Genomic DNA, 18162 nt, shown 5'->3' on the forward strand with positions numbered 1-18162 from the left:
TCTGCCTTTAAGAAACAGCATGACCACCGTCGTCGTCGCCGAGAAGCCGAGCGTCGCCCGCGACATCGCGGCGGTGCTCGGCGCCATGGGGCGCGACGAGGGCTGCCTGCGCGGCAACGGCTGGTGCGTCACCTGGGCGCTCGGCCATCTGGTGCACTTCGCGGAGCCGGACGACTACGGCCCCGACTGGGCCGGGCGCTGGGCCATGGGCCAGTTGCCGATGATCCCGGAGCGCTGGCGGCTGCGCACCGACAAGAAGACCGCCGCGCAGTTTCGCATCGTCAAGGCCTTGCTCACGGCCCCCGATACCGAGCGCGTCGTGTGCGCAACGGACGCCGGGCGCGAGGGCGAGCTGATCTTCCGGCTCATCGCCGAGCACGCCCACTGCCGCAAGCCCATGCAGCGGCTCTGGATCTCCAGCCTGACACCGGAGGCCATCCGTGCCGGCCTGGCGGCGCTGCGCCCGGCGGCGGACTACGAGCCGCTGGCCGCCGCGGCGCGCGCCCGCGCCCAGGCGGACTGGCTGGTGGGCATGAACCTGACCCGCGCCTACACCGTGCACAACCGCGTACTCTGCACCATCGGCCGGGTGCAGACGCCGACGCTGGCGCTGATCGTCGCCCGCGACGCGGCTATCGCCGGCTTCACCAAGGCCTATTTCTACGAGCTGATCGCGCGCCTGGCCGAGGGCTTCGAGGCCAAGCACAGCAAGGACGGCGAAACCCGCATCGAGAAGCAAGAGCACGCCGAGCGGCTCAAGCGCCAGATCGACGCCGCCATCGAGCCGCACCGCACCGGCACCGTCACGGCAGTGGAGAAGAAGATCCGCCACAACCGCCCGCCGCCGCTCTACGATCTGACCAACCTCCAGCGCGACGGCAACCGCCGCTTCGGCTTCACGGCCGCAAAGGTGCTGGAGCTGGCCCAGGCGCTGTATGAGACCCACAAGCTCATCAGCTACCCGCGCACCGAGAGCCGCCACATCGGCGAGGACCTGCTGCCGGAGCTGCCGGGCATTCTGGCGCATGTCGATCATCCGCTGGCCGGCGAGGCGCAAGCGCGCCTCGCTGCCGGGCACAAGCTCGGCAAGGCCTACGTGGACAAGACCAAGCTCACCGACCACCACGCCATCCTGCCCACGGCCCGGCGACCGCCGGCGGGCTTGGCCGACCCGCTGCGCAAGATCTACGACCTGGTGGCCGCCCGCTTCGTCGCCGTGTTCCTGCCGGACCAGCGCGTCGAGGAGACCCGCGTGACGCTCGACATCGGCGGCGAGACCTTCGTCGCCAAGGGCAGCGTCGAGCTGGAGCCCGGCTGGAAGCGGGTCGAGCCGCGGCGCCAAGCCGCTGGCGCACGCGGCGCCGACGCGCAGCCGCCCGGCACCGACGGCGCGGCGCCGCAGTCGGAGCCAGCCGCATCGGAGCACCGCCCGCTGCCGCCCCTGGAGCACGGTCAGATCGTGCACGTCGACGCGCTGGACGTGGTGGAGCGCGAGACCCAGCCGCCCCGCCCTTACGACGACGCGACGCTGCTGAACGCCATGAAGCACGCCGGCCGCGACATCGACGACGACGCGCTGGCCGCGGCGATGAAGTCCTCCGGGCTCGGCACCCCGGCGACGCGCGCCGAGATCATCGAGAAGCTGCTGCGCACCGGCTACATCGAGCGCCAGCGCAAGCAGCTTCGCGCCACCGACAAAGGCAAGGCCCTGATCGCGCTGGTGGCCGAGCCACTGCGCAGCGTCGAGCTGACAGCCGCCTGGGAGCAGCGCCTCAAGGATATCGAGCAAGGCGGCGCCGACGCCGACGGCTTCTACCGGGACATCTGCGAGCAGGTGCGGGCGCTGATCCCGCAGGTCGCCGCCGGCCCGGCCATGAGCGCGGAGCAGGTGGCCGCCGCCAGGGCCGCGGCACCGCAGCGCGGCGGCGGCGGCAACGGGCGCGGCGGCCGGCAGGGCCAAGCGCGCGGCAGGTCCGGCGCCGGCAAGGGCAAGCTCGACGGCGGCGACGCCGCGCCGAGCGCCACCGCGCTCGGCACCTGCCCGGTCTGCGGCCAGGGCGAGATCGTCGAGTCCGCCCGGGCCTACGGCTGCTCGCGCTGGCGCGACGGCTGCGGCTTCACGGTCTGGAAGACCATCGCCGGCCACGCGGTCACCGAGCAGGCGCTCGCGCAGCTCGTCACCCAAGGCCACACCGGCGTCATCGACGGCTTCCGCTCCAAGGCCGGCAAGCCCTTCGCCGCGCGCCTGCGCCTCGACGACAGCGGCAAGGTCGGCTTCGACTTTTGCGACCGCCCGGCGGACGCCAAGCCCGGCGCGGGCACGCCAACCGACCCGCCAAGCCCGCCGGCCGACGCCCCGCCCAGCGCCGAGTCCCTGCGTCGCGTCCCGCTGATCTGCCCGCGCTGCGGCAAGGGCCGCATCATCGAGGGCCACCACGCCTTCGGCTGCGAGCGCTGGCGCGAGGGCTGCGACTACCGGGTGCCGAAGGAGACCGACGGCCACCGGCTGACCGAGGCCGAGTTGCGCGCCCGGGTGGCGCAGGACGCCGCGAAGCCCGGCACCGACGCGCCTTCCGCGCCGACGTAGGGCAACAGGTTTTCCGACTCGTGACACCGCTCCAGCGGTGTCACGCCTCTGCGGGCGCTCCGCGCCCCGAAGGGCCCCAAGCAGGCAGCGGCTGCGCTGAGCCATTGGCCGGGGCCGCCGTGCAGCGGCGTCCGGCACGCGCGGGCGACTGCCGGTGCAGCGTGGTCGATCCTGCCCGGGCGCCCGCGTCGAGCGTATCGGCCATCGTCTCTTGCTCTTGGCCGCAGCGGCTGGGTATGCCTTTGGCGACGCGCTACACTGCCGCTGTGCCGAGCGAGGTCTGGTCATGCGCTTCTTCAACACCGAGGGTCCGGTGCGGCCCGACATGCACTACTGCCTGCCGCCCCTGCACCGCTGGGACCTGGCCGAGGTACTGCGGCTGATCGAGCAGCAGAAGTATTTCCTGCTGCACGCCCCGCGCCAGACCGGCAAGACCTCCTGCCTGCTGGCGCTGATGGCGTATCTGAATGGCGAGGGGCGCTATCGGGCGGTCTATGCCAACCTGGAAACGGCCCAAACCGCCCGGGAAGACGTGGCCCGCGGCATGCACGCCATCTGCGGCGCCATCGCCGGTGCCGCCCGGCGCACGCTGGGCGAGGAGCGCCTGCCTGCCTGGACCCAAGCGGCGCTCGCGGTCCAGGGGCCGGACGGGGTGTTGAACGGCCTGCTTGAGGCCTGGGGCGCCGCGAGCCCGCAGCCCCTGGTCCTGCTCCTCGACGAGGTGGACGCGCTGGTCGGTGACACGCTGATCTCGCTGTTGCGCCAGTTGCGCGCGGGCTACACCCAGCGCCCGGCGGCCTTTCCGTCCACGGTTGTGCTATGCGGGGTGCGGGATCTGCGCGACTACCGCATCCACGCTAGCACCGAGGCGGCACCGATCACCGGCGGCAGCGCCTTCAACATCAAGGCCAAGTCGCTGCGCCTTGGGGACTTCGCCGCCGAGGAGGTGGCCACGCTGCTCGGCGAGCACACGGCCGAGACCGGGCAGACCTTCACGGCGGAGGCCCTGGAGCGGGTCTGGCATCTGACCCGGGGCCAGCCCTGGCTGGTCAATGCGCTCGCCTACGAGAGCTGCTTCGAGATCGCCGCGGGGCGCGAGCGCGCGCGACCCATCGACGTCGCGCTGATCGACGAGGCCAAGGAGCACCTGATCCTGCGCCGCGTCACCCACCTGGATCAGCTCGCCGACAAGCTGCGCGAGCCGCGGGTGCGCCGCCTCATCGAGCCGATGCTGGCCGGGACCGCGCTCGGTGTCGTGCCGGAGGCGGATCGCGACTACCTGCTCGATCTGGGCCTGCTGCGGCGCACCGAGGACGGCGGCTTGGTGGTCGCCAATCCGATCTACCGCGAGGTGCTGCCGCGCGCGCTAGCCTCCGGCCCGCACGACTCCCTGCCGCAGATCAGCCCCACCTGGCTGAACCCCGACGGCAGCCTCGACCCGGACCGGCTGCTCGCCGCGTTCATCGATTTCTGGCGCCAGCACGGCGAACCGCTGCTCGGCAGCGCCCCCTATCACGAGATCGCGCCGCACCTGGTGCTGATGGCCTTCCTGCAGCGCGTGGTCAACGGCAACGGGACATTGGAGCGCGAGTACGCCATCGGCCGCGGGCGCATGGACCTGTGCGTGCGCTACGGCGCCCTGACCCTCGGCATCGAGCTCAAGGTCTGGCGCGACCGCGCCCCGGACCCGCTCGCAGAGGGCCTGACGCAGCTCGACGGCTACCTGGCCGGGCTCGGCCTGGACACCGGCTGGCTGGTGATCTTCGACCGCCGCGCAGGCGCCCCGCCGCTGGCCGAGCGGATGGCCGAGGCTGAACAGCGCAGCCCCGGCGGGCGGCGCATCCGGGTGATTCGGCTCTGAAACGGAGCCGCCAGCCACAACCACGCGCACAAAAAAAGCCCGGCGGGGAGCCGGGCAGAGGAACGTCTCATGAGAGAGACGAGGAGGACTCGGTTGGCCGCGCCGGCAAGTGGCGCGGCACGAGGGCTAGCCAAGCAACCCACCGACCCACGGCGGGCGCCTCCGGATACGCCCGGAGACGCCCTCGCGTCGATCGGCGGGGCTCTCGCAACCCTGGAGAAGCAGATCAGTGCATGAACAGGCCGCCGTTCACGGGCAGGTTCGCGCCGGTGACATAGCCGTTCGCGTCGGCCACCAGGAAGGCGACCGCGCTCGCGATCTCTTCCGGCTTGGCCATGCGACGCATCGGCACCCCCGAGATGATGGCGTCGCGGACGTCGTCGCGCATCGCGAGCGTCATGGCCGTCTCCACGTAGCCCGGCGAGACCGTGTTCACGGTGACACCCTTCGCGGCGCCTTCCTGCGCCAGCGCCATCGTGAAGCCGTGCATGCCGGCCTTGGCGGTGGAGTAGTTCGTCTGGCCGAACTGGCCGCGCTGGCCGTTTACGGAGGAGATGTTGACGATACGGCCGAAGCCCGCCTCCAACATGCCCTCCCAGACGTTGCGCGTGACGTTGAAGACGCTGTTCAGATTCACGTCGATGACGGCGTGCCAGGCGTCTGCATCCATCTTCTTGAATGTCTTGTCCCGCGTGATGCCGGCGCAGTTCACCAGCACGGCCACCGGGCCATGGCGCTCCTTGACCTCGGCGATCATGCGCTGGCAGTCCTCGAAGGACGCGACGTCACCGGCGATGGTGTCGATGTCGAAGCCGAGCCCGGCCTGGTCGTTCTTCCAGGAAAGGGCCGCCTCCTGCTCCGACGGATGGTGATTGGCGACGACGCGATAGCCGTCGACTGCCAAGCGCTGGCAGATGGCGGTGCCGATGCCGCCGATGCCGCCGGTAATGAGGGCAACCCGAGCTGCTGTCATTGCTGCTTCTCGCTTTCGTTCGTCAATGTCTGTCAGTGGCTGCGCCGGACCGGAAAGGGGCAGCGCCCCGAAGTCGGAGCCGGAGGGCTCGGCTGGAGCCCTGATGCCTCCGGACGGCGATGCGAGCGTCCCTGCCGCACCCACCTCGCCGGCACCCGATCTGCGGGCTGCGCCCGCCCCGGGTACCGGGGCGGACGCGCTGCCGACGCGTGGGCCGGTCCCTCAGGCAGTGACGGCGTTGCGAACCGCGGTGGAGCTTTCCTTGGCGTCGGCGACCGCGGCGTCGAACCAGCCGCGGAAGTCGTCGCGGATCTCGCCGGCCAGGGCCATGTTGGTCTTGGACTCGGCCATCAGCTTCTCGGTCAGTTCCTTGGTCATCTCGACCTGGCCCTTGTACAGCTCGCCGTAGCCCTTGGCCTCGGTGGCCAGCTTCATCAGGCGCACGCCCTGCTCCATCACCAGGTTCATCACGTCCATATTACGGCTGGCGACCTTCTCGGCGATCTTCAGGTTCAGCTCGCCTAGGGCGTTCATCCGCTCGACGTTCTGGTTGGTCAGGTCGGTGTAGGTCTTGATAACGTCTTGGGTGCTCATGCTCGGTCTCCGGTGTCTTCGCGGGACGTGCTGCGTTGCAGCATTTGTTGCAGTGCACAATAGTTCGAGCCCCGACCGCTGTCAAGGGTGGACCGGAAGTTTTTTGCTGCACTGCACAAAAATGCGGACGCGCGTCAACGCCATGTTCTCGACAGGGCCGCCGAAGCCGCCAACGTCCGCTGCCGCCGACGCGCCCGTCGCGCGCCGTGCCTCAGCTCGACAGCGCCGGGGACGCGCTGCGCAAAGAGCCGACGCGCGTCACGAGGGCGGTGATGGCCGCCGCCGGTGCCGGCGCCATCAGGCCGAAGCCCTGCACGCGGTGGCAGCCGAGCTGGCGCAGCACCGCGAGCTGGGCGTCGGTCTCGATGCCCTCGGCGATGGTGTCGAGCCCCATCTCCCGGCCCAGCGTGACAATGACGTTGACGATGCGCCGGTCGCGGTCGGATTCGACCATGCCGCGCACAAAGGCGCGGTCGATCTTGAGCTCGTCCACGGGCAGGTCGCGCAGATAGGCGAGCGAGGAATAGCCGGTGCCGAAGTCGTCGATGGCGATGCGCACGCCGAGTGCGCGGATGCGGCGCAGCACGTCGATGCCGGTTTGCGCCTCGGTCATGAACGCGCTCTCGGTGAGCTCCAGGCACAACAGCCGCGCGGGGATGCGGTGCCGATGCAGCGCGTCGGCGATCGTCTGCTCGAGCCCCGGCGCCGCGAGCTGGTGCACCGACAGGTTCACGGCGACACCGAGCGGCAGGCGCCCGGCCCCCGCCGGCGCGGCGTCGAGCCATGCACGCACCTGCGCCAGCGCCTGGTCGATGACCCAGGCACCGATGGGCACGATGAGCCCGGTCTCTTCCGCGATCGGGATGAACTCCGTCGGCGGCGCCAGCTCGCCGGCGGCGCCCGGCCAGCGCAGCAGCGCCTCGACGCCGAGCAGGCTTTGGTCCTGCGCATCGAACAGCGGCTGGTAGTGCAGGGTCAACTCGCCGCGGGTCTCGCTGCCGCGCAGCGCGCGTGCCAGCTCCACGCGCCGCAGCAACTGCGCGCGCATGGTGGCATCGAAGGGCTGCACGCGCCCGCCGCCCTGCGCCTTAGCGCGGTACATGGCAGCATCGGCATCGCGCAGCAGCTCATCCACGCCGGCGTCGCCGTTGCTGACCACGAGCCCAGCGCTGGCCGAGATGCTGTAGTCGCGCTTGCTGATGCGAAAGGGCCGCGCCAATACCGCGAGCAGCCGCTCGGCGGCAGCGGTCAGAGACGCGGGCGTCGCCGTGGCTCGCTCGAAGATCACCACGAACTCATCGCCGCCGAAGCGCGCCACCGTGTCTTCGGGCTCCAGCGCGTCGGCGAGCCGCTTCGCCGCGTCCATCAGCAGCCGATCGCCGGCGCGGTGCCCGATGCTGTCGTTGATGAGCTTGAAGTCGTCCAGGTCGATGAAGACCACGCCGATCAACTGCCCGCGCCGGCCCGCGAGCAGCAGCGCGTGGCGCAGCCGGTCGGCCAGCAGCGCCCGGTTCGGCAGCGCCGTCAGCGGGTCGTGCAGGGCCTGGTGCTGTAACGCGATCTCCGCCTCCTTGCGGCGGGTGATGTCGTGGGCATTCAGCACGATGCCGCCGATGGCGGGGTCCGCGCGCAGGTCCGTGACCGTCGCGCTGCACCAGCGCCAGCCGCCGTCCGCGGACATGACGCGGTGGTCCGGCAGCAGGATGTGGCCCGCGGGCGGCTGCGCGGGCTGCATCGGCTCCAGCAGCATGCCGATGGGCGGCAGGTCGTCCGGGTGGACGAAGTCGAGGTAGCGCTCGCCGGTACGCGTCGCGGCCTGCCAGCCGAGCACGGACTCGGCGGAGGAGCCGAGATAGCAGAGCCGCGTGTCGGCATCGAGGATCATCACGACGTCCGAGGAGCCGCGCACCAGGGTGCGGAAGCGCTCCTCGCTCTGCGCCAGCGCGGTGTAGGACTCGTGGCGCATGAGACCGCCGATGATGATGTCGGCGACCGCGCGCAGCAGCAGGTTGCCCGCCTCGGACCATTCCCGCGGGCGCTGCACCGCGTCGAAGCCGAGGAAGCCGCGCAGCCGATCCGCCCCCATCAGCGGCACGACGATGAGCGAGCGGATGCCCTGGCGGGCGAGGATGGCGCGCTCGTCCGCGCGGCTGTCGGGCAAGTGCTGCACGTCGGGGATGTACACGCTCTCGCCGCGCAGCAAGCGCGGCCGCCACCAGGAGATGGTGTCGAACGGCACGTCGCGCAGGCTGTCGATCTCGGGCGTGATGCCGGGCGCACACCACTCATGGGTATTGTGGATCAGCACCATGTCGGCATCGGCGAGGAAGATGTAGCTGCGATCCACGCCGGCGAAGGCGCCGATGGAGGCCAGCGCGTCGTTGATGCCGGCGTCGATGTCCTGATCCGCCACGTCGGCGAAGCGCCGCAGGATCGAGGTCATAAGCCGCAGCAGGCCGAGGAGCTCGGCTTGCTCGTCGGCGCGCTCGGCGGGCGGCTTCGGCATGGCTCGGTGCTTTCCTAATCCGCTGCGGTAATCCTAGCGAGGCGGCGCCTCAGACCGACAAGGGCAGGGAGCGCCGTCATGCGCGACCCGGCTGTTGTCGCCAGTGACCCTAGATTGCATTGCTTAACGGCGCCAACTGCTTGCGAATGAGTCAAGTTTCACGGCGACAAGGCGCCTGAGGGCAATAGGACCGAGGGCCGAGGGCCATGGGAGCCCTCCTCGGCCCTCGGCCCTTCACTCACTTGCGCCAACGAGCAGGTTGCAAAAATAGGGCGCTCGACGCGCTGGTCGGTCTGAGGCTTCGCCTCCCTAGGGCTTAGGGCCAAGGGCCAATGACGGCACCTCGGCCCTTTGGCTTCCCAAGGGCCGTGTCGTTGTGCAACCTGACGCATCTGCACGCATTTTGCGCCATCAACGAGTGTTTTGGCAGCAGTGGCCGATCGCTGCAATGCGGGAAATCCACTAGCGCGCCCAAGCCTCGGAGCGACCCGGGCAGGGAACGCCTGGTTGCGCAACCCGCTCGTTGGCGCAAGTAACGCGAGGGCCGCGGAAGGCTGCGTTGGCCCTTGGCCCACTTGCGCAGGCACCGGCCCGGGTCAGCGCTCCGGGCGCGCCAACGGCGGCGCGGGCGCGGGCTCCGGCGGGCGCGGCTTCGGCAGGCCGCCGACGACGGCCGCCACATCGCGGCTGAAGTCGCCCAGGCAGCGACTCATGGCCGCGACGACGGCGGCGTTCCAGAGCGTTGCGCTCGCGTCTGCCGCGGCCCCGGGCCGCGCTGCGGCGATAGGGCAGCGGTAGGCATCCTCACGCGCCACGAAACTCTGCTCCAAGCGCTCATCGAGCACCGACCAGCGCACGCGCAGCACTGCATCGCCGTCGGCGCTGCCCTCGAACGCGAGCACCTCCGCCAGCACGCGGAAGTCGAGCGGGATGCGCGACTCCGACGGGAACAGCGCGAGCCGGCTGGTGCCGAGCAGCCAGCCGACGTTCTCGCCCCAAACCCGCAGAAAATCATCCTGCACCGTGCCGCCCCAGCGGTGGAACTCGTCCACCTCGAGGCGGTTCGCGCCGTCGCGCACCACGAGCTGCGGGCGGTCCAGGAACTGCGGAAAGACCAGCGGCCCCAAGCCCACCGCGAGCCCGCCGCCCCTGACGCCGCCGCCGCCCATCGCCTCCGGGATCGGTGTCAGCACATAGAAGGTCGACGGCGGCGTGCTAGCGCAGCCCGCGAGCAACAGCGCCGCTAGCCAGGACCACAGGACGGCCGACCACACGCGCCCCATCGATGTTTTCGCCCGCATCAGCGTCCGCCTCCTTTGCCCTTGAGCAGGGCCTCCGGGTGTCGTTCCAGGTAGTCCGCGAGGTCGCGCACCGCGCGCGCCGCGGCGCTCACCTCGCGCATTGTACGCACCGACTCGACGCCGAGCGGCGCGTCCGGACCAAGCAGCGCGTTGGCGTCCGCGAGCGTGCCGGTGGCCTGTTCCAGCGTTTCGCGCAGCGTGGCGAGCACCCCGTCCAGCTCCGGCGCCAGGTCCGTGTTGAGCTGCCCTGCTAGCGTGCGCACCTCCCCGAGCAGGTTCGCGAGCTCGGCAATGGCGCGCTTGAGGTCCGCCGAGTCGACGAGTGCACGGGTGCCGGCGAAGGTCGCTTGCAGGTCTTCGCCGATGCTATCGATGGGCAGCCCGTTGACCTTGTCCAGAATCTGCGTGACCTTGGCCGTCACGGCCTCCAGCGGCGTCGGCAGCGTCGGCACCACGCGGTAGCCGTCGTGCTCCGACAAGGTCGCGGGCGGCGCATCGGCATGGAAATCGAGCTCGACATAGAGCGCGCCGGTGAGCAGATTGCCGGTCTTGAGCTGCGCCCGCAGGCCACGCGCGATCATCTTGCGCACGACGTCCGGGTCCTCCGCCAGTACGACCTCGCGCGTGCGTGTCAGGCCGACCCGCTCCGGCTCCACCTCCACCAGCACCGGGATGAAGAACTCCAGCGTCTCATCGTTGAACTTGAGCGCAATGTCCAGCACGCGCCCGATCTGGATGCCGCGCAGCGACACCGGCGCCCCCACCGCGAGCCCGCGCACCGAGCCGTTGAAGATCATCAGATAGCGCTCTTTGTGCAGATACACCTGCTCGCTCGCGGCGCGGCGGTTCGGGTAGAGCGGAAAGAACTGATCGGCGGGCGCCACCGCCCCCGTCGCCTCCAGGTCATCCGGCGTGTCGAAGGCGACGCCGCCGATCAACAGCGAGATGACGGACTGGGTGTCCACCTGCAAGCCGTCGGCGCCGAGCTGCACGTCGATGCCGCTCGCGTTCCAAAAGCGCGTGTTGGTGCGCACCAGCGCGTCATGCGGGCTGTTGACGAAGACATCCACGGTCACGGCGCCGCCGTCGTCGTCGAGCTCGTAGCTCGTCACCTGCCCCACCTGGATGTCGCGGTAGTACACCGGCACGCCCAAGTTGAGGGAGCCAAGCGCATCCGAGCGCAGCCGGTAGCGGCGCCCGGGCGCATCGGTGGTGATGACCGGCGGGTCCGCGAGGCCCTGGAAGTGCCGGCGCTGCTGCTTGCTGCCGCCCGGGTCCACGGCAACGAAGGCGCCGGAGAGCAGGGTCTCAAGCCCGCTCACCTGGCTCGCGGTGATGCGCGGGCGCGCGACCCAGAAGCGGCTGTCGGCAGCGAGAAACTGCTCGCTGCCGTGGCGGAGCTCCGCGGTGACGACAACGTGGTCCAGGTCCGGGCTCACGTCGATGGCCGTAACGGTGCCGATGTCCACATCCTTGTATTTGACCTTGGTCTTGCCGGCCTGCAGGCCCGCGGCGGTGGGGAAGTCGACCTGGACGCTCGGCCCGCGCTCCGCGTAGCTCTGGTACGCGAGCCAGCCGCCCACCAAGAGCGCCAGCACCGGCAGCAGCCAGACCACCGACAACCGCTCCCGGCGCACGACGCGGGACGTCGGCAGGGCGACCAGCGTTTCCGCGTCGGCGTCGGTGGGGGTCGGCGGCTCAGCCGCGGTTGTGTTTGTCGGCTCTTCGGGTTGGCGGGGCTCCGCCATGGTCCTGCTCCAGTGCGTCCCAGATGAGCCTGGGATCGAATGACATGGCCGCGAGCATCGTGATGATGACCACGATACAGAAGAAGACGGCGCCCGCCTCCGCCTCGATGCTGGCGAGATTGCCCAGGTGCACCAGCGCCACCAGGATGGTCACGACGTACACATCGACCATGGACCAGCGGCCGATGGCCTCGGTGATGCGGTACAGCCGGGTCCGGTCGCGCGGCCGCCAGTGCGAGCGCAACTGCACCGACAGCAGCAAAGAAAACAGGATCAGCAGCTTCAGCAGCGGCACGAAGATGCTTGCCGTGAACACGACGGCCGCGAGCGGCCACATGCCATGGTGCAGCAGGAACAGCACACCGCTCAGGATGGTGTCGGACTGCGTCTGCCCGAGGGACGTGACGGACATGATCGGATACAGGTTCGCCGGGAGATAGCACAGCGCGGCGGTGATGACGAGCGCCCAGGTGCGCTGCAGGCTCTCGGGCTTGCGCACATGCAGCACATCGGTGCAGCGCGGGCAGCGCTGCCGGCCCTGGTGATCCATCAGCACGGCTTGCTCGGGCACCACCAGTTCGCAGATATCGCAGCCGATGACCCGCTCCCCCACGGCCGGCGACCGGCGCACATCGGCCGGCAGCGGCACCCGCTCCCAGACCACGTCCGGGTCCAGCGCCGCCTGCGCCGCCGCCAGCACGAAGATCAGCACGACAAAGGCGAACAGCGCCGCGCCCGGCACGATGGACGCCATCTCCGTCAGCTTCACCACCGACACCAGGATGCCGATCATGAAGACATCCATCATGCCCCAGGGCGCGAGGCTCTTGAACCAGCGAAACAGCGTCGGAAAGCCCGGCGGCAGCCGACCGCCGAGCTTGAGCGGCGCCAGCACCGCGAGCAGCAGCACGAGCTGCAGCCCGGGCGCCAGCACACTTGTGAAGAACACCACCGCCGCCACCGCGCCCTTGCCCTGGGCCGTGAGGTCATGCACGCCGGTCATCAGCGTCGTCTGCGTCATCTGCCCCTGCATCTCGAAGGACAGGAACGGATAGCTGTTCGCGACGACAAACAGCACCAAGCCCGTCAGCGTCAGCGCCAGCGTGCGGTCGATGCTGTTCGGCCGGTGCCGATGCAGCGCGTGCCCGCAGCGCGCGCAATGGGCCGTCCCCTTCGGCGGCAGCGGCGGGCTCTGCTGCAGCAGATCACATTGCGGACACAGGGTCGGGATGCCGGCGGACATAGACGGGCAGTATAGCGGTGGGGGGTTGGGTGGGGGACGTGCCGAGGCTTGACCATGAAAGTCGCGCGCAGCGCGCTCCCTGTCCACCTCGCCCTCTGGGCCGGGGTGAGGGAAAAAGGCCATGGCGACCAGCGCCTTTCATGCTGCGAGGTAGCGCGGGTCGCCATGGTCGTTAGCGCGACCGCAGGGCAAGCTCGGCACGGCGACGGGTCGGCGCGGCGGAACCCGCCTGAACCCGCCCCGGGGCGTCACCGCGGCAATGTCGACTTGCTCGCGCGACCTTAGGCGATTGCCGGAAAACAACGTACCGAATGGCGCAGGATTCTCGTCCGCCTTCAAGGAGCGGCAGCGGGTGCATAGTCAAACTATGCACCCGCTGCCGCGACGCAGAAGGCGGGCGAAAAGACAAGCCAGGCGGTATGTTTTTTGACAGAAATCGCCTTAAGCCACGGCAAACGCACACGCGGTCTTGCCCGTAACCCGGCGCGGCAGTACCGTTGTCCTACCGCGGCGCCCCCGGCCGTGTGAGCCGGTTCGCCGCCCTCGTCTATCGAAAACAGGATTCCCCGCCATGCCGCAACCCGGCATCCCCGCGCACCCGGGGCTGACGCCCGCCGCCGTCCTGCTCACCGCTGCGCTCGCCGGCTGCGAGCCCGCCCCCGAGGCCGGCCTCGCCCTCGGCACGCTGGAGCGCGACCGGGTCGCGCTCACCGCCACCGTCGCGGAGGTGCTGGTCGAGCTGCCCGTGGCGCGCGGCACCGCGGTGACCAAGGGCACCGTGCTCGCAAGGCTCGACGATCGCCAGCAGCGCGCCCAAGTAGAGCGCGCCCGGGCGGAGGTCGCGCAGGCGACGGCGGAGCTTGAGAAGCGCAAGCACGGCCCGCGCCCGCAGGAGATCGCGGCGGCCCGCGCGCTGGTCGCAGGGGCCGAGGCGGCGCTGCGCGAGGCCGAGATCACCTACGAGCGCAACCGCAGCCTGGAAACATCCAAGTCCGTCAGCGAGGCCGACGTAGACAAGAGCAAGGCCCTGCGCGACGCGGCCCGGGCGCGGCTGGAGCAGGAGCAGCAGAACCTGGACGAGCTGCTGGCCGGCACCCGCGCCGAGGACATCCAGGCCGCCGAGGCGGCGTTGGCGGCGGCAGAGGCCGAGCTCGCCTACCAGCAGGCGCTGCTCGCGGACCTGACCATCGAGGCCACCCGCGACGGCGTGCTCGACAACCTGCCCTGGAACCTGGGCGAGCGCGTCACCGTCGGCAGCCCCGTGGTCGTGATGCTGGCCGGCAAGGTGCCCTATGCCCGCGTTTACGTGCCGGAGCCGTACCGGGTCCGGATCAACGAGGGCGACCGGCTCAGCGTGCGCGTGGACGGCCTTGCGCAGACCTTCGACGGGCGCGTGCGCTGGATCAGCGCCGAGCCCTCCTTCACGCCCTACTACGCGCTGAACGAGTCGGACCGCAGCCGCCTCGTCTACGTCGCCGAGGTGGAGCTGCCCGACACCGCCGCCGACCTGCCCAACGGCGTGCCGGCGCAGGTCGTGATGCCGTGACCGCGCCCGTCGCGGAGGCGGTGATCGAGGCGCAGGGACTCACCCGGCGCTTCGGCAGCGTGACCGCGGTGGACGCGCTGGACCTGCGCGTCGAGCGCGGCACCATCTACGGCTTTCTCGGCCCCAACGGCTGTGGCAAGACGACCACGGTGCGGATGCTGACGGGGTTGCTCACGCCGAGCGCCGGCACCGTCTCTGTCCTGGGCCACAGCCTGCCGCGGGATGCCGAGCGCCTCAAGCGCGAGATCGGCTACATGACGCAGCACTTCTCGCTCTATACCGATCTCAGCGTGCGCGAGAATCTGTCCTTCGTCGGCAGCGTCTACGGGCTCGGCGGGCGGCGGCTGCGCGCGCGCTTAGACGAGCTGTTCGCGCTCTACAACCTCGCCGATCTCGCCGGGCGCCGCGCCGGCGCCATGAGCGGCGGGCAGCGCCAGCGCCTCGCGCTCGCCGCGGCGACCATCCACGCGCCCAAGCTCCTGTTTCTCGATGAGCCCACGTCCGCGGTGGACCCGGAGAGCCGGCGCGACTTCTGGGAGCGGCTCTTCGATCTCGTGGACGCCGGCACGACCATCCTCGTCTCCACGCATTACATGGACGAGGCCGAGCGCTGCCACCGGCTCGCGATCCTCTCCGCCGGGCGCATCTGCGCGGACGGCTCGCCGCGGGCGCTGATGGACGCCATGGGCGCGAACGTCGTGGAGCTGGACACCCCGGACCCGCGCCGGGCCAAGCAGGCGCTGACGGCGCTGCCGCAGGTGCTGTCCGCGGCGCAGCTCGGCGCACGGCTGCGGGTGCTGGTGGCAGACAGCGTCGCGGACCCGGTCGCCTGGCTCGCCGCGCAGCCACTCGCCACGCCGCTGGCGAGCCTGGAGCGGGTGCGCCCGAGCCTGGAGGACGTCTTCGTCACCAGCACCCGGGTTGGGGAGGCGCGGCCATGAAGTCGCTCGGGCGCATCGTCGCCGTGTTCCGCAAGGAGCTCATGCAGATCCGCCGCGACCGGGTCACGCTCGGCATGATCGTGATGCTGCCGTTCGTGCAGCTCCTGCTCTTCGGCTACGCCATCAACACCGATGTCCGCAACATCCCGGCCGCGGTCGTGGATCAGTCGGGCTCCGCGCTCGGGCGCATCCTGACGCAGATCGTCTCGGCGACGCAGGTGGTGGACTTCGTCGAGCGCTTCGATGATCCGGCCGCCGCCGAGCGGGCCATCGTCACCGGGCGGGTGCGCGCCGCGTTCATCATCCCGCCGGACCTTGCACAGCGCCTCGTGCGCAGCCCCGCGGCCGGCCATGGCCTCGCGACGCCGCGCGCCACGGACGAGCAACTGAGCCGGCCGGTTGCGCAGTGGATCGTGGACGGCTCGGACACGACCATCGCCGCGTCCATCAAGGCGCTGCGCGCGATGCCGCTGAACGAGCTGTTCGATGAGGCCAGCAATCAGGCGACGCCGACCTTCGAGGTGGTGCTGTTCTACAACCCCGAGCAGCGCACCGCCGTGAACATCGTGCCCGGGCTCGTCGGCATCATCCTGACCATGACCATGATCATGTTCACCTCCGCCGCCATCGTGCGCGAGAACGAGCGCGGCAACATGGAGATGCTGATCAACACCCCGGTGCGCCCCATCGAGCTGATGGTCGGCAAGATCATCCCGTACATCTTCATCGGCCTGGTGCAGGCCGCGATCATCCTCGGGCTCGGGCACCTGATCTACGGCGTGCCGTTCGCCGACGGGCTGCTCGCGCTCGCCGTCGCGACCCTGCTGTTCATCGGCGCCAGCCTGTCGCTCGGGCTGGTGCTGTCCACCATCGCGAAGAACCAGCTCCAGGCGATGCAGCTCACCATCTTCATTCTGCTGCCGTCCATCCTGCTGTCCGGCTTCATGTTCCCCTACGAGGGCATGCCCCGCCTCGCGCAGCACATCGCCGAGGCCCTGCCCGCGACCCACTTCATGCGCGCCATCCGCGCCGTGGTGCTGCGGGATGCGACACTCGCCGAGATCCGGCCCGATACCGTCTGGCTCGGCGCCTTCATGCTCGGCGGGCTTGTCGTCGCGTCGCTGCGGTTCCGCAAGCGGTTGGGATGAGGCGGCCAAATCCCGGTTTCGCTGCCGAGCCCTCCAGTCTCCGACCCCGAGAGCCAAGCACCATGAGCCGAATCCTCTTCCTCTGCACCGGCAACTATTACCGCAGCCGCTTTGCGGAGGAGTACTTCAACCACGTCGCCGCCCGCGACGGCGTGCGCTGGCGGGCGGACTCCAAGGCACTGGTGCGCGACGTGGCGACCACCGGCAACCGCGGGCCCATCTCGCCGCACGCGCTGACGGAGCTGGAGCAGCGCGGCATCGCGCAGCGCAACGCTGCCCGCTGGCCGGCGCGGGTGGAGCACGCGGACTTCCTGCGCTACCCGCGCATCATCGCCGTGAGCCGCCGCGAGCACGAGCCGATGATGCGCGAGCACTTCCCGGACCACGCCGACCTCGTCGACTATCTCGAAATCGGCGACATTGACCTCGAAACGCCGAGACAGGCCATCGCTCGGCTCGCCGCGGACGTGGAGCGACTGATCGCGGACCTACGCGGCGGCTGAGCGCCCGGGCGCGTTGCCACGGCTCCCGGCGCAAGCGATGGTGCGTACACTACATGGCTCGATCAACGTCAAGAGCTCCGCGCAGCGGGCATCGACTCGGCGCCGAGTAGTTGTCGCCGGATGGGGTTCGGACTAGTGCTTCGCTACCAACATCCCGAGACCGTGGTTTCGTCATCGTCGTCGCTGTCGTAATCGTGGTCGCAATCGAATGTGCGCGGTGTTGACGCGGGTTGACTGGAGTGTTGACCTCCAGGTCAACACGGCGACAGCGCGGGAGGCACTGATGCCGCGACTGCGGAGCCGACGTGGAGGTTGGCTCTTCGGCCCGGCCCGGCTCGACTACGGGAGGCCAAGTGCTTCTCTGCCGAGTCTCCGCCGTTCCCGCGCATCGCTGGCCCGAGGCGCAGAGTGCCCTTCGATGCGCGAGCCCGCTGGCGCGGTGTCGCGAGTGAATCCGCCCGCGACGACACGAGACGGGTTCGGGACTTCCGGGCCGCCGCACGAGCTTCGCCTGCGTAATGCCGCATCAGGGATCGGCGGATGGCAACGACTTTGCCGACGACTACTTGTTCTCCACTCAAGAAACGTGGTCTGTCCCTCTTTTCCGCTTGTCCCTCTTTTCCGCTCAAGAAACGTGGTCTGTCCCTCTTTTCCGCCCCTCTTTTCCGCCTTGTCCCTCTTTTCCGCCTCTTTTCCGCTCTCTTTTCCGCTCTGCCAAAATCCCGAGACCGTGGTTTCGTCATCGTCATCGTCATCGTCATCGTCATCGTCGTCGTCGTCGTCGTCGTCGCTGTCGTAATCGTGGTCGCAATCGAATGTGCGCGGTGTTGACGCGGGTTGACTGGAGTGTTGACCTCCAGGTCAACACGGCGACAGCGCGGGAGGCACTGATGCCGCGACTGCGGAGCCGACGTGGAGGTTGGCTCTTCGGCCCGGCCCGGCTCGACTACGGGAGGCCAAGTGCTTCTCTGCCGAGTCTCCGCCGTGCCCGCGCATCGCTGGCCCGAGGCGCAGAGTGCCCTTCGATGCGCGAGCCCGCTGGCGCGGTGTCGCGAGTGAATCCGCCCGCGACGACACGAGACGGGTTCGGGACTTCCGGGCCGCCGCACGAGCTTCGCCTGCGTAATGCCGCATCAGGGATCGGCGGATGGCAACGACTTTGCCGACGACTACTTGTTCTCCACTCAAGAAACGTGGTCTGTCCCTCTTTT

At 69.9% G+C, this 18162-nt stretch carries 13 protein-coding genes; 7 read left to right on the forward strand and 6 right to left on the reverse strand.

The annotated features are described in order from the left end of the window. The first annotated feature begins 19 nt into the window (after window positions 1–19). On the forward strand, window positions 20–2587 hold the full coding sequence (locus ML01_RS20215) for a type IA DNA topoisomerase (RefSeq protein ID WP_058557197.1): 2568 nt from the start codon (window positions 20–22) through the stop codon (window positions 2585–2587). 286 nt (window positions 2588–2873) lie between these two features. Beyond that, the gene (locus ML01_RS20220; protein ID WP_058557198.1) at window positions 2874–4448 is read left to right on the forward strand and encodes an AAA-like domain-containing protein; all 1575 of its coding nucleotides are present in this window, start codon (window positions 2874–2876) and stop codon (window positions 4446–4448) included. 226 nt (window positions 4449–4674) lie between these two features. Here the strand turns inward: ML01_RS20220 and phbB are convergent, their stop codons facing one another. The 6 genes from phbB to ML01_RS20250 form a co-directional block, all read right to left on the reverse strand. Further along, entirely contained in the window at window positions 4675–5421 is a 747-nt protein-coding gene (phbB, locus tag ML01_RS20225; protein WP_058557199.1) for an acetoacetyl-CoA reductase, read from the reverse strand. Window positions 5422–5643: 222 nt separating this feature from the next. After that, window positions 5644–6015 (reverse strand): phasin family protein, encoded by a 372-nt coding sequence (locus ML01_RS20230; RefSeq protein WP_058557200.1) that lies wholly within the window; start codon window positions 6013–6015, stop codon window positions 5644–5646. 211 nt (window positions 6016–6226) lie between these two features. Then, window positions 6227–8521 carry a bifunctional diguanylate cyclase/phosphodiesterase gene (locus ML01_RS20235; RefSeq protein WP_058557201.1) on the reverse strand — a complete coding sequence of 765 codons (2295 nt, stop codon included), beginning with the start codon at window positions 8519–8521 and terminating at the stop codon, window positions 6227–6229. 596 nt (window positions 8522–9117) lie between these two features. Continuing rightward, window positions 9118–9822, reverse strand: a complete 705-nt coding sequence (locus ML01_RS20240) for a membrane integrity-associated transporter subunit PqiC (RefSeq protein WP_254045331.1) — start codon at window positions 9820–9822, stop codon at window positions 9118–9120. After that, window positions 9822–11570: an intermembrane transport protein PqiB gene (locus ML01_RS20245; RefSeq protein ID WP_082674476.1), complete on the reverse strand. Its 1749-nt coding sequence runs from the start codon at window positions 11568–11570 to the stop codon at window positions 9822–9824. Before ML01_RS20245 ends, ML01_RS20240 begins: the two co-directional genes overlap by 1 nt. Then, the gene (locus tag ML01_RS20250) at window positions 11521–12813 is read right to left on the reverse strand and encodes a paraquat-inducible protein A (protein WP_058557203.1); all 1293 of its coding nucleotides are present in this window, start codon (window positions 12811–12813) and stop codon (window positions 11521–11523) included. Before ML01_RS20250 ends, ML01_RS20245 begins: the two co-directional genes overlap by 50 nt. A 571-nt stretch (window positions 12814–13384) precedes the next feature. Between ML01_RS20250 and ML01_RS20255 the strand changes: the two genes are divergently transcribed. The 5 genes from ML01_RS20255 (at window position 13385) to ML01_RS29095 (ending at window position 17782) form a co-directional block, all read left to right on the forward strand. Next, window positions 13385–14359 carry an HlyD family secretion protein gene (locus tag ML01_RS20255; protein WP_058557204.1) on the forward strand — a complete coding sequence of 325 codons (975 nt, stop codon included), beginning with the start codon at window positions 13385–13387 and terminating at the stop codon, window positions 14357–14359. Further along, window positions 14356–15300 carry an ABC transporter ATP-binding protein gene (locus tag ML01_RS20260; protein ID WP_058557205.1) on the forward strand — a complete coding sequence of 315 codons (945 nt, stop codon included), beginning with the start codon at window positions 14356–14358 and terminating at the stop codon, window positions 15298–15300. Before ML01_RS20255 ends, ML01_RS20260 begins: the two co-directional genes overlap by 4 nt. Further along, the gene (locus tag ML01_RS20265) at window positions 15297–16448 is read left to right on the forward strand and encodes an ABC transporter permease (protein WP_058557206.1); all 1152 of its coding nucleotides are present in this window, start codon (window positions 15297–15299) and stop codon (window positions 16446–16448) included. Before ML01_RS20260 ends, ML01_RS20265 begins: the two co-directional genes overlap by 4 nt. Window positions 16449–16510: 62 nt before the next feature. Beyond that, the gene (locus tag ML01_RS20270) at window positions 16511–16951 is read left to right on the forward strand and encodes a low molecular weight phosphatase family protein (RefSeq protein WP_058557207.1); all 441 of its coding nucleotides are present in this window, start codon (window positions 16511–16513) and stop codon (window positions 16949–16951) included. Between the two features lie 540 nt (window positions 16952–17491). Continuing rightward, window positions 17492–17782: a hypothetical protein gene (locus tag ML01_RS29095; protein WP_156427876.1), complete on the forward strand. Its 291-nt coding sequence runs from the start codon at window positions 17492–17494 to the stop codon at window positions 17780–17782. Window positions 17783–18162 lie beyond the last annotated feature (380 nt).

The sequence above is a fragment of the Thiohalocapsa sp. ML1 genome (assembly GCF_001469165.1).
Lineage (GTDB): Bacteria > Pseudomonadota > Gammaproteobacteria > Chromatiales > Chromatiaceae > Thiohalocapsa.

Coding starts and splice junctions, on each gene's coding strand:
- ML01_RS20215 (WP_058557197.1), top strand. CDS start 20: ATGACCACCGTCGTCGTCGCCGAGAAGCCGAGCGTCGCCCGCGACATC.
- ML01_RS20220 (WP_058557198.1), top strand. CDS start 2,874: ATGCGCTTCTTCAACACCGAGGGTCCGGTGCGGCCCGACATGCACTAC.
- phbB (WP_058557199.1), bottom strand. CDS start 5,421: ATGACAGCAGCTCGGGTTGCCCTCATTACCGGCGGCATCGGCGGCATC.
- ML01_RS20230 (WP_058557200.1), bottom strand. CDS start 6,015: ATGAGCACCCAAGACGTTATCAAGACCTACACCGACCTGACCAACCAG.
- ML01_RS20235 (WP_058557201.1), bottom strand. CDS start 8,521: ATGCCGAAGCCGCCCGCCGAGCGCGCCGACGAGCAAGCCGAGCTCCTC.
- ML01_RS20240 (WP_254045331.1), bottom strand. CDS start 9,822: ATGCGGGCGAAAACATCGATGGGGCGCGTGTGGTCGGCCGTCCTGTGG.
- ML01_RS20245 (WP_082674476.1), bottom strand. CDS start 11,570: ATGGCGGAGCCCCGCCAACCCGAAGAGCCGACAAACACAACCGCGGCT.
- ML01_RS20250 (WP_058557203.1), bottom strand. CDS start 12,813: ATGTCCGCCGGCATCCCGACCCTGTGTCCGCAATGTGATCTGCTGCAG.
- ML01_RS20255 (WP_058557204.1), top strand. CDS start 13,385: ATGCCGCAACCCGGCATCCCCGCGCACCCGGGGCTGACGCCCGCCGCC.
- ML01_RS20265 (WP_058557206.1), top strand. CDS start 15,297: ATGAAGTCGCTCGGGCGCATCGTCGCCGTGTTCCGCAAGGAGCTCATG.
- ML01_RS20270 (WP_058557207.1), top strand. CDS start 16,511: ATGAGCCGAATCCTCTTCCTCTGCACCGGCAACTATTACCGCAGCCGC.
- ML01_RS29095 (WP_156427876.1), top strand. CDS start 17,492: ATGGCAACGACTTTGCCGACGACTACTTGTTCTCCACTCAAGAAACGT.